We start from the raw sequence: 13,567 nt of genomic DNA, 5'->3' as shown, positions 1-13,567 counted from the left end.
GATTAAATAAGGAATAACAATGAAACGACTCTTCAAATATAAAAAAAGTTTGTTTTTAATTATGTTGATTTTGTCATTAAGTAGCTACCTTTTTTGTCAACAAATTTATGCGTATTTTCTGGTTGATACAGATAAAGTAGGCGTTGTTGTCGATGAATTTAATGGTGTCAAAGTTTACTATAATGGTCATGTAGGTAATGTGAGTGGACGCAATACGTCTAAAGATGGATATAATCTCGGTTTGAAATACCAATGCGTCGAATTTATTAAGCGTTATTACTATGAGCGCTTTGATCATAAGATGCCAGATAGTTATGGTCATGCGAAAGATTTTTTTGATGATTCTATCGCCGACGGAAAAATCAATCCCAAACGTAATCTACTGCAATATCACAATGGTTCAGCGTCAAAACCTCAAGTTGAGGATATCATTGTCATGGGATGGAGCAGATATGGTCATGTCGCTATTATCAGTAAAGTCAGCGATAATGAGATAGAAATTGTCCAGCAAAACCCTGGTCCTAATGCTAGCTCTCGTGAAACGATTCCTTTAATTTATAAAGACGGTCTATGGAAGATTGATTCATTTCGAGTTTTAGGCTATCTGCGTAAAAATTAATGTTAAATTAATCATTATTAAGAGAATATAAATTTAAAAACTATTTATAATTTATATAAATAGTTAATTACGATCCCAGTTTTTTCCATCAATAAACTAGGATCGTTATTGTTTCTTGTAAAAAAGCAGTTCAATAATTTACTTATAACTCTTTACTTTTGATATCTCCAATAATCAATCCATTATTGATTAGTTCAGGAACATCAACATAAATATTAATACCATAAATTTTACCGTGCCAATCATTATTAACTTTTTTTGCTTTTATATAAAGCTCTTTATCCCCAATTAGTTGACCTTGATTATAAACTTTATCAACATCAATTTTCTGTACAGTGTTAGATCTAACTAGATTGTGATTTTCAAATTCGTTACCTGATATGAATAATTCTAATCCAGCAATAATTACACCGTTCCAATCATTGAACAGTTTAGTTGGTGTTAAATCTATCGCATGTTCAGAAATAAGTTTTCCTTGATTATAAACATCCTTAGATTTTATAGACATTGTTTTGTATACATCAACAATATTATTATTTTCAAACTTTTCTCCTGAAATATTGATATCATATCCTTGCATTTGACCTTTCCAATCATTTATTAAATAATCTGAATTGGTATTTAAGGTTTGTTCAGAAGCTAATGTTCCTTGATTATAAACTTTTGTTGAATCTATACTTAATAACTTTTCTGCAGTAACTTGGTTATGGTTTTCAAAATTTTTTCCAGTAATCGTGATATTGCTACCTTTAACGAATCCATTCCAATCATTTTTGAAATAGCCTTGACTTATCAACGCTGATTTAAAAGATGATAATTCGCCTTGGTTATATAAATCAGTAGCGTTAATTGTTAAGTTATTATACCCTTCAATTAAATTATGATTTTCAAGTTTTTCACTTGATAGTGATATATTGTAAGAAGTAATCCTACCATTCCAGTCATTTTTGAAAATTTTGCCGTAAATGGACAGATCCCCTTTTGAATTCAGTTCTCCTTGATTGTAAAGATATTCTTTTTCAGAAATAGATAAATTTCCACCTCCATAGATTACATTGTAGTTTTCTAAATTTGAACCAGTTAAAGATATTGAATTAGCTGTTAACTCACCTTTCCCTGCATTTATAAAGTAAAAAGCGTTTATATTAATGCGATCGGATAAAAGTTTTCCATAGTTATTCAAATGAATTACCGAACTATCTAAATCAACTGAAGACTTAACTAAACCATAATTTTTAAATGACGACCCCTTTATATTAATATATTTACCAATTTCAATATTTCCAGTGCTGTTATTTATAAAGTCATCACTATTTACATAAAGATGATATGATTTTATCGTGCCTTGATTTTCAAAAATACTAGAATTTAGTTGGATGTTTTGGTTCTGTGATTGAATCAAACTTTGTTTGTCGTTAAAAATAGTGTAACCAGATAGGGCAATATTATTTTCCGCCAATATTTTGTTTGCATTATACGTGTTGTTAGCTTTCATAGTTATATCATTACTTGCTTCAATAACACCATAATTTTTAACATATTGAGCTTTAAGTTGAACATTTTTTGATTTGATATCATTTGTATTTAATATATAACCGCTATCAGCAGTAAATTGTTCTCCAGCGGAAATCTTACCGAAATTTTCTACATATTGACTTTGTATATTAAGATTTTTTCCACTTTCTATAGTCGTATTGTTTCTTATTTCAGAACTATTAAAATTGATTGAGTCCTTTGCCGTCATATAATTGTTATTAATAATGATACCATTGGCATTGATGTTAAGGTCTCCAGCACTTACGCCCAACGTTCCTGAATTACGCACACCGACACCTTGTTCATTTGCACTCAATGTAATTTTACCGGCGTACATGCCACCTAAAGCAGATACATCAATACCATAATTAAATCTATCTTGATAGATTTCATCTTTTTTATTCTCAGTAAAGCTTAAATCTGTACCGACATTATTTTGACCTGCTATCACATTAATTTCTTTATTAGCCCATAATTCAGCATTAATTTTCACACTTCGAGCAATGATATCCGTATAATCTTGCCCGGTATTTTTTAAGCCTTGACCCGTAACATAAATATGTCCACGTTCAACTTGATACCCAGTCAATTTTCCGTTTTCTACTAGCGGTTTACCGGTTGTTAAAGTTGCTCGGTCAGCATTGATAAAACCACATCCATTACAGGTTATACCCGCTGGGTTGGCAATGATCACTTGTGCTTTTGGACCGGCCACTTCAATGTATCCATTCAACTGACTAATATTAGGTGAATTGACTTCATTCAAAATGACTTTAGCGCTTTGTGCGAGTAATATATTTGGGTTAACAAACTCCACTAATTGCGTTTTATATCGATCTGTTCCATTATTTAATATCACTCCTTTTTTGGATACATCAAATTGAGTATATTTATTATGTGAAACCCCACTACTCGATGGATTAGTAATATTAATTATTTTGATACCGTCAGAATGTTGATAAATATTGGGGCGTTGACTACGGTCGGCTGTATTGTCTACGACAATATTGCTAGCATAACAGCTAGCAATCAGACTAACCATTCCCAATGCGATATACGATATAAATATTAAAGGTTTTATTTTGAAGGGTTTTGCTGGGTAAATTGAACCGTGTTTTTGATGAATTATTCCAACTTTATTTTTATTACTTGCCACCATTTGATGCGATTTAACCAGTTCGGATACAACAATAAATACATTTCGAGCTTTATTAAAAATAATTCGATATAAATTTCTATTCATATTATTTCCACCTTTCATCAATTGTTAATGCATTAAGTTATATACAGCTAATTTTTAGATAAATAAAAGTTCAGTGAATATTGAAAAAATTTGACACAGTAATTAAAACTTAAGAATTTTTATCTTTTATTAATATCATCAATAAGATCTATTAATTTTTTTAGTCTAATGTTACATCAAGAACATTTAAATTAGATAAGGAGGATCAGCGAAACAATTTAAGTTAATTACAACTCATTGAGGGAATTATGATAAATTCCCTGTGATATCGATTTTTTTATTGAATAATAACAATAGGATACCTCATCAAACCTTAGTATAAAGATAAGATTTTATTGATTTTTCTGATTGTTATAATCGCGATGCATTATATGGAAAATAATCATATCCGTAATATTAGATATGATAGTTTCCGTTTTTATTGTATTTTGTTTGTCATTGGAAAAAGTATTATTATCTAAAGTGAAAAATATCTCTGAAGCCGAATTTTCGATTTTATATCGCTGATTATGTTGAGTGTTATCTAATTTATCAACATTAATTGTACCTAAATTGTTGATATTATTTCCACCTGCTACATTGATATTATTAGTTTTGATAATTCCTAACCAATCATTCTTAAATTGCTTAGTTTCTGTATATATCTCATTTTTGGCAAATATCTCGCCATTATTATAAATTTGTCCAGCTTTAATAACGAGTTTATCCTTTGCGTTTACGATTTTTCGATTGTCAAAATTTTCACTGTTTATTTCAATTTTATTAGCGCTGATTTCCGCTTGCCAATCGTTTTTAAAATTAGTGCTTTTAGTCGTTAATCGCTCAACAGCTATTAATTTCGCTTGATTATAAATATCAGCTGTATCAAGTTTTAAATTTTTATTGGCAGTAACTTTATTGTAGTTATCAAACCTACTATCTTCAAATGAAACCAAATCATTAACAGTAATACCATTTAGACTTATTTCATCGGCATTCACCTCTCCTAACCAATCATTTTTAAAATAATTACTGGATATTGCTATTTTATCCTGAGCCAATAATTTTCCTTGATTATATAATATTTCAGTAGAATTGATTTCAAGTTGTTCTTTAGCAATAATTTGATTGTAATTATAGATTTTTGATGAAGATAATTTAACTTTATTCGATTTTATTATGCCTTCCCTACCATTTTCCAATTTGCTAGCGTTTAAAGATAGCGACTCCTTTGCTAACAATTGACCAAAGTTGGATACTTCTTCAAGTTGTAAATTCATGTTATCTGCATCAATAACACCAAAGTTAGTTAAATCTGTCCCTAAGTCATCATTTTTGATACGTATTTTTGAACTTTTTAAAATACCTTGCCAATCATTTTTTAAGTTTTTGATATTTAATTCCATCTTATCTTTAAATGCGATATTACCATTATTGTACATTCCGTTAGTTAATCTTATATTAGCCCAATTACCGGTAATCCAACCATGGTTATCAAATTGCATACCGTTTACATTGATTCGATCCTCTGCAATGATTTTACCTTGCGATGTATTGGTTATTTTCGATTCAGATGTGTTTCCTAAGTTTACCGTTGGTGATTTTACTTCACCTTCATTAACGATATTATTTCCTTCTAATGAAACATTTTCTCCAGCTTGAATTGAGCCTTTATCCTTATTGGTGATATTATCACTATGTACGATTAAATCTTTTTCTGAGGTTAATTTGTTCTCATTTGTCACGTCATCTGCAACTATGTTTAATTTATCCTTAGCTTCAACTTCACCGTAATTTTCAACGTTTTTCCCCTCTAAATCTACATCTGCTGATTCAATTTTCCCTTCCCAATCATTTTTTATATTATCACCCGATACACTAATTTTATCGGTGGTTGATACATTTCCCGCATTTTCAGTATAATTAGCAGAAATTTTTATCATTTGTGCTCTTAATCTTCCAACATTTTTGGTACGTTTGGCTGTTATTGTAATAGCTACAGCATTTATATTACCTGTCCATGTACTAATAAATTCTTGACTAAATGAAGTAATATTTTTTCCTGCTGACAATTTACCCTCATTCGCAACCAATTTAGATGCTTTTAGATTGATATCTTCTTTCGCTTCAACGGTTCCATAATTTTTTACTTCTGTTTTTGCCATTAAACTGACATTTTTTTGAGCAGCAATTGTGCCATGATTTTCTATTTGTTGACTGTTTAATAAGATGTCTTTTGTTGCTTTAAGATTACCACCGACATTATTTAAAATTTTACCATCCACCGATAAATTTAACGTCCCCGCATTAGCCATAAGTATTCCATTATTACGTACACCTACCCCTGTTTCGGTACCTATCATCTTAATTTTTCCAGCATACATTCCACCTAACGCTGAAACATCCAGTGCAAACTCAGGTTGCGCAGTATTGGGGTCTGATACAATTTTTTCAATCTTAGTCAGATCTGCTTTCACTTTGCCTTGACCGGTCACAATAGTGATTTCTTTATTTGCCCATAACTTGGCATTGACATTCACACTACGTGCGATTAAATCGGTGTAATCTTGCCCTGAATTTTTTAATCCATCCCCTGTAATGGCTATTTGCCCTTTTTCAACATGATAACCAATCAATTGTCCATCTTTCATTAATGGTTTACCGGTCGTCAAGGTTGCCCTATCTGCATTAATAAAACCACAACCATTACAGGTTATACCGGCCGGATTGGCGATGATCACTTGGGCTTTTTGACCGGCCACCTCGATATAACCATTTAATTGGCTGATATTTTGCGAATTCACTTCGTTTAGTATGACTTTGGCGCTATTTTGCAGTGATGCATTACCATTAATATCACCGGCTAATTGTGTTTTACTACCGTCACGAGAGTTATTTAAAATGACGCCATTTTTTGAAACATCAAATTGCGTATATTTATTATGTGAAACGCCCCCTTTTGTTGGCGTTGCGATATCAATTTGTGTTACGCCGTTTGGTAAGCCTTGAATGGCTGGACGTTGCGCTTGATTGGCATTTTGATCGACAACGATATTATTTGCGTAACTAGATTCAACAATGCCAACCATACCTAAAGCGATATAGGATAAAAATACTAAGGGTTTTAACATAAAGGATTGATTTTTATGTTTAGAAATCACTTCAATTTTTTTTGTAGTCTGATTATGACTTGTCATGACTTGATGGGAACTAACCATTTCGGATACCACAACATACAATCCACGAGTCTTATTAAAAACAATACGAAAAAAATTCTTGTTCATAGTATTTCTCACCTTTCATCTATTTTCTAACATGCTAAGACAAATCATATTTATCTATTAAACAATGGGTCATGCTCAATAAATCCATATTTTTTTATAATTAACCAAACAAATAATTATTGAAATTGATACAACTAAAAATGACAACGATAAGATTTATATATTTGGAACCATTACCACAATTTGATTGCCCCTAAAATAAACAGGCAAATAGCAACGGAAAATTTTATATGATTTAGATAACTTAATTTTTTTATAATAAACTTTAACTTCATATTTAGTCAAAGATTTTATTTATTTTTTTGTCAATTTTCGAGTTTAACTAAGTTAGACTTTAATTCTTTTGAAGTTTATGCCACACAATAAAATCTTAATATTTGGTTTGATAGTCCACGTATTAAGGAGTTCATGTCAAATCAGATGCTTTTATTAATCCGATTAACAAATCATTGATGTTTTTTGAACAGTTAAATGATCAATGTTGTTAATAAACCTTAATCACAAAATTATCGATGAAAAACAAAATTTTATTGCAAAATAATCTGTCAATAGAGGGAAGGAAATTGAACGAAAGGATTATCAAAGGAACGAAATGTGGCATTATTGGCTTATCAGTCATTTAAACACAACTGATAAACCAATATGATATTTTACCGAGATAAAATTTTATTTATCATGATTAAAACTTTTAAATGTTGGATAAATACTAATCACTGATTTCTTGTAATTCTTTTGCATTTATCTGTCCAAAATTTTCTATCCCATTTTCAACTTTTAATACAAGAAGATTAGTATCGATAACGCCAAACCAATCATTTTTGAAATGTTTACTGACACCGTCTATTTTATTTTGGGCAAATAACTCTCCATTATTGTAAAACTCTGTTACGTTAATCTTCAATGTATCATTAGCACGGATTGATTTTCGATTATCAAATCGTCCTTCAATTATTCCTTCTTCATTTTTTTGTCCTGCTATTTTAATCGTGTTGGCACTGATTTCACCTTGCCAATCATTTTTAAAGTTGTTACTGATTATATCTAATTCTTTTAATGAATGAATTTTTCCTTGGTTATAGCCATCTGTAACTTGAATCATTAACTTGTTAGCAGCAGTGATTTCATTGTAATTTCTAAAATTTTCATAATGGGAATATATTTCATTAGTTTTTATTAGGCCTTGCCAATTATTTACAAAATTACCGCCTGATAAATATAAATAATTCACTAAAATTTTTCCATAATTATAAACATTACCATAAGCCATATCTATCCCATCACCCTCTATTAGGCCATAGTTTGTAAAATCATTATCAGAATTAGCAGAATCAATCCCAATTACAGCATAATCGAAAGATAGTTTACCGTTCCAATCATTTTTAAATTGATGATATAAAATATCTAATTTTGATTTTATCGCTATTTGACCTTGGTTATACATTTTCCCATACGATGCAATCTGTCCATAATCACCACTTACCAATCCCCAATTATCAAATTGATTTGCGATTAAGAAAAAATTTTGATCAGCTTCTATTTTTCCACGCCAAGTATTAACCACGGTTCCAACCTTTCCGGTATATAAATTTACCAATGAACCTTTGATATTACCTTCATTAACTATATTTGTTCCAGATAATGAAACAACTTCTCCAGCTTGAATTAAACCTGTATCTTTATTGATAATATTTTTTTCACTAACGACCGATATTTCCTTTCCAGATGTTAGTTTATTTACGTTCATAACATCAGCAACAATGCTTAATTTAGCCTTGGCATTTACTTCGCTATAATTCTCAAAATCTTTCCCTTCTAAGGTAATATTTTTCGACTGAATTACACCAAACCAATCATTTTTGATTTTATCACTCGATACAGTAACGCTTTCTCCTGCTGATAAATCACCCGCATTTTCGGCATATGATGCTTTAATTTCCACCTTTTCAACCGCATTCATTTTGCCCACATTTTTAGTGTGCCCAGATTTTAATACAATTGTGTTGGCGCTCACATTCCCTGTCCATGTACTAAGAAAGCCCTCACTTTCTGCGCTAAGATTATTGCCTGCAGACAATCTATTTTCGTTGGCAATCAATGTATTAGTTTTGATTTTGATATCTTCTTTCGCTTCAATAATCCCATAATTTTTTATCTCTGTTCTACCCAACACGTCGACATTTTTTTGACTGGTAATTGTGCCATGATTTTCTAATTGTTGACTGTCTAGCAAGATATCTTGTGTTGCCTTAATATTACCCCCCACATTATTTAAAATTTTACCACTAACCAATAGATTCAACATTCCCGCACTTGCCATGAGTGTCCCATTATTACGAACACCTACCCCTGCGTCAGTACCCACCATCTGAATTTTTCCGGCATACATTCCGCCTAACGCTGATACATCTAGAGCAAACTCAGGTTTTACAGTATTCGTGTCTGATACCACATTTTTAATTGTTGCCAGATCTGCACTCACTTTGTTTTGACCTGTCAGAATAATGATTTCTTTATTCGCCCACAATTCCGCATTAACCTTTACACTACGTGCAATTAAATCGGTATAATCTTGCCCTGAATTTTTTAATCCATCCCCTGTTATGGCTATTTGCCCCTGTTCCACGTGATAACCCGCCAATTTTCCATTTTCCATTAGCGGTTTACCGGTGGTTAAAGTTGCCCTGTCTGCATTAATAAAACCACAACCGTTACAGGTTATGCCTGCCGGATTGGCGATAACTACTTGGGCTTTTTGACCGGCTACCTCGATATAACCATTTAATTGACTGATATTTTGCGAATTTACTTCGTTCAATATTACCTTGGCGCTATTTTGTAGTGATGCATTACCATTGATATTACCGGCTAATTGCGTTTTACTACCGTTTGAAGAGTTATTTAAAATGACACCATTTTTTGATACGTCAAATTGGGTATATTTATTATGGGATACGCCATCATTGTTTGGTGCTGTGATATCAATTTGCGTTACACCGTTTGGTAAACCTTGAATCGTTGGGCGTTGCGCTTGATTGGCACTTTGATCGACAACGATATTATTTGCGTAACTGACGCCAGTCATACTGACCAGTCCTAACGCAACATAGGATAAAAAAACTAACGGCTTTAATAAATAAGATCGGGGATTATCGATCGAGTTATTGTTGACGTGAATACCCTTACCTTGCTGACCCTTACTAACCACAACGTGATGTGATTGTGCAATATCAGACACAACAACAAATAATCCACGAATCCGATTAAAAACAATACGATAAAAACTTTTATTCATAATATTTTACCTTTCATCTTTTTGTTAATAGCCGTAATAAATCATATTAATATTAAATTATGGACAGCAAATTTTCTAAAATGACTTCAGAATCAGATAAGACTATTAAAAAATTTAATACGAATTCAACTAAAACGGCTGCGTTATGATTAATGCTTTAAAAAGCACGCAAATGACTTACAGAACACTTAATGACTTTTATTAAGCTAACGGTGCAAACAAAATTTTTATATTGTTTAGATAACTTAATGTTTATATATTAAACTTTAAATTTTCATTTAGTCAAAGAATTTTACCTAATGAATTGTAAGCAAAATTTTATTTTCAAATTTCAAAATGGTTAAAAACGAAGACTTGTATTGATATCTTTTTTTGATAATGATTAAAGGTGAGAGATAAATGTAGATAACATTTAACATAATAGAATCTTAACAACCTGATTTAGCAAACGAGAAATAACGTTTGGTAAACCAGGTGAGTAATTTTATCAATTAAAGCTTACTGTCATGCATTTTATTGATTAACGAAAATACCATTGATCACGCCAATGTTGTTAATATAGGCTATTTTAGATTCAATATATTTTGCATTAATTATTCCATGGCTGTCGTTGGTCAATGTCCTAGCTGTTAACTTAATATAATCATCTGAAGTTATTTTTCCTTCGTTATAGATGAGGTTAGCGAGTATACTAATTGATTTATTGACAGATAGCGTTCCATAATTATTAAAATTATAGTCAATATCTAAATCAATAGTGTCTGATGCTATCCAACCAAACCAATCATTATGAAAATTTCTACCGTGTAACTGTATTTTATTTTTAGCCAGTAACTGACCATTATTGTATAAACTACTTACGTTTAATTTGAAATCATCATTGGCTTTTGCAAAATTTCGGTTATCAAAATTTCCGCCTTTGATTTCGATTTGGTTAGCATTGATTTCGCCTTTCCAATCATTTTTAAAGTTATCAGTTTTTATTGCCAATTTATCGGATGCAAAAATCTTCCCTTGGTTATAGCCGTCTTTCACTTTGATCACCGATGAATTTAATGCACTAATTTCATTATAATTATCCAACTTATTGGTATCCATTGTAATTAAATCGGCTTTGATTTCACCTTTCCAGTCATTTTTAACTTCATTGCCTTTTAAAATGATTTGTTTATTGGCAAATAATTTTCCTTGATTATAAAACTGGTTACCCCCATTAACTGACAGTAATTGACCCGCCTTGAGTTCATTATGATTTTCAAAATTACGCGTATTTATATCCACCTCATCAGATTTGATAATACCTTGCCAACTATTTACAAATGCATTGTTTACTACAGATAAAGTATGATTAACTAAAAGTTGACCATAATTATAAACATTATTATTCAAAATATTTAAATTATCAGCATTGATGACACCATAATTAGTGATAGTAGCGTCCGATTTCGTTTTGTTGATATGCATATAATTACTGGCTAATTTGCCATTCCAATCATTTTTAAAATCTTTAAGGTATAAATTCAAATTGTTATTTAGCGTAATTTGACCTTGGTTATACATATAATCTTGTAATTCCATTGTTCCATTATCCGCATTTATCTGTCCAGAATTCTCAAATTGATTAGCATGAATATCAAATAATTGCTTAGCATTGATTTTTGCTCGCCAAGTATTCACAACTTTCCCAACCTCTCCTTCCCCTAAAAATACTGAGTCACTATTGATTGTGCCATCATTGATGATGTTCTTTGCAACTATTGAAACTTTGTCCTCAGCTTTGATCAATCCTGTATCGCTATTTGTAATGTTGGTTCCTTTTAACAATAATTGCTCATCTGATAGTAATTTATTGATATTATTTATATTTTCTATCGATATCACTAAGTTTTCAGCAGAATTAACTTCGCCATAATTTTCAAAATTTTTCCCATTCAAGTTAATATTTTTAGCGTTAATAATCCCTTGCCAATCATTTTTGATATTGTCGCTTGTTAGGGTAATTTGTTTTCCTGCCGTTAAGTTCCCATTATTTTCTGCAGTTGAAGCATTAATGGTGACAGTTTCATAGGCTTTCATTTTACCCACATTTTTAGCTTGCTTAGCATTAATCACAATGTTATTCGCTTTTACATCCCCTGACCAAATACTAATAAACTCATCACTGGTTGTTGAAAGAGAATTTTTTGCAGACAGTTTTCCTTCATTGGTAATTAACGTATGGGATTGAAGTTTAAGGTCATTTTTGGCTGTGATTGTGCCTAAATTTTTAATTTCAGATTGACTTTTTAAGACAGTTCCTTCAGAGGATTGCATCGTTCCTTTATTAATAATTTTGCCATCAGCAGAAAGATTCAATGAACCGGCACTCGCCATCAGTTTTCCTTCATTTCGTACCCCTACACCATTTTCGGTACCGACCATTTTAATTTTACCTGCATACATTCCGCCTAGCGCAGAAACGTCCAATCCAAACTCAGGCTGATCAACTTGATTATTAAATCCTTGCTTTTCAATGGTATTCAAATCAGCACTTACTTTAGCTTGTCCTGTGATAACATTAATTTCATTATTTGCCCATAATTCCGCATTAACATTGACACTACGTGCAATTAAATCGGTGTAGTCTTGACCTGAGTTTTTTAAACCATAGCCATTAATTTCAATACGTCCGCCATCAACTTGGTAACTTTGCAATTTACCATTATCCATAATGGGTTTACCCGTCGTTAACGTGACTCTATCAGCATTAATAAAACCGCAACCATTACAAGTTATACCGGCAGGATTGGCGATAATGACCTGCGCTTTTTGACCTGCAACTTCAACATAACCATTTAACTGACTAATATTTGGAGAGTTAACTTCATTTAAAATCACTTTTGCACGATTTTGTAATAATCTATTACCATTAATGTCGCCAGCTAATTGGGTATTAGTTCTTCCTGTCGCATTATTGAGTATGACACCATTTTTGGATACATCAAATTGGTTATATTTGTTGTGAGAGACACCGCTATTACTTGGCGCTGCAATATCAATTTGTGTTACGCCATTTTGCAAGTTGTGCACATTAGGGCGTTGTGCTTGGTTAGCCGTTGGATCGACAACGATATTATTGGCATAACTGACATTAACCACACTAACCAAACCCAATGCAATATATGACATAAAGACTAAAGGTTTTAATCTGCAAAACTGAACATGCTGGATTGGATTAGGGTTAACATGAACTGTTTTGATTTGTTTAGCATTATTGGTTACGACTTGATGCGATTTAGTCATTTCAGATACCACAACAAACAATCCACGGACTTTATTGAAAATAATGCGATAAAAATTCTTATTCATAGTATTTACACCTTTCACCTAATATTTTGTTAAAACGTAAAAAATAAAATCATCATATTAAACAAATGATTATTTCAATAAATCTACAAAAATAGTTAAATACGGCAATACAAATAATATTTTGAATTTAATGCAACAAAAGGAAATCGATAGGATGATAAATTACGTTAACATTAGCTAGTTATCCACTAATTAACCATCATCCTTGGTAGAACAGAAAGAAACAGACACACCAAATTAACATCATTTAGATAATTTGATTCATG

5 protein-coding genes are annotated in these 13,567 nt (G+C 31.4%); 1 reads left to right on the top strand and 4 read right to left on the bottom strand.

The annotated features are described in order from the left end of the window. Positions 1-19: 19 nt before the first annotated feature. Entirely contained in the window at positions 20-619 is a 600-nt protein-coding gene (locus tag ACGH46_RS01960; protein WP_411598940.1) for a CHAP domain-containing protein, read from the top strand. 142 nt (positions 620-761) lie between these two features. On the opposite strand, the gene ACGH46_RS01955 is transcribed toward ACGH46_RS01960, so the two are convergent. The 4 genes from ACGH46_RS01955 to ACGH46_RS01940 form a co-directional block, all read right to left on the bottom strand. Further along, positions 762-3,398: a filamentous hemagglutinin N-terminal domain-containing protein gene (locus ACGH46_RS01955; protein ID WP_411603826.1), complete on the bottom strand. Its 2,637-nt coding sequence runs from the start codon at positions 3,396-3,398 to the stop codon at positions 762-764. A gap of 332 nt (positions 3,399-3,730) precedes the next feature. Further along, a complete protein-coding gene (locus tag ACGH46_RS01950; protein ID WP_411603823.1) occupies positions 3,731-6,661 on the bottom strand; it encodes a filamentous hemagglutinin N-terminal domain-containing protein in 2,931 nt (976 codons plus the stop codon). A gap of 706 nt (positions 6,662-7,367) precedes the next feature. Continuing rightward, entirely contained in the window at positions 7,368-9,953 is a 2,586-nt protein-coding gene (locus tag ACGH46_RS01945; protein WP_411603821.1) for a filamentous hemagglutinin N-terminal domain-containing protein, read from the bottom strand. Between the two features lie 513 nt (positions 9,954-10,466). Next, positions 10,467-13,301, bottom strand: a complete 2,835-nt coding sequence (locus ACGH46_RS01940) for a filamentous hemagglutinin N-terminal domain-containing protein (protein WP_411603818.1) — start codon at positions 13,299-13,301, stop codon at positions 10,467-10,469. Between the last annotated feature and the right edge of the window lie 266 nt (positions 13,302-13,567).

Origin of the sequence: Gilliamella sp. CG22, from assembly GCF_046635725.1 — a bacterium.
Lineage (GTDB): Bacteria > Pseudomonadota > Gammaproteobacteria > Enterobacterales > Orbaceae > Gilliamella > Gilliamella apicola_I.
Note: the sequence above shows the minus strand (reverse complement) of the source record. Positions and strands in the feature narration are given on the sequence as shown.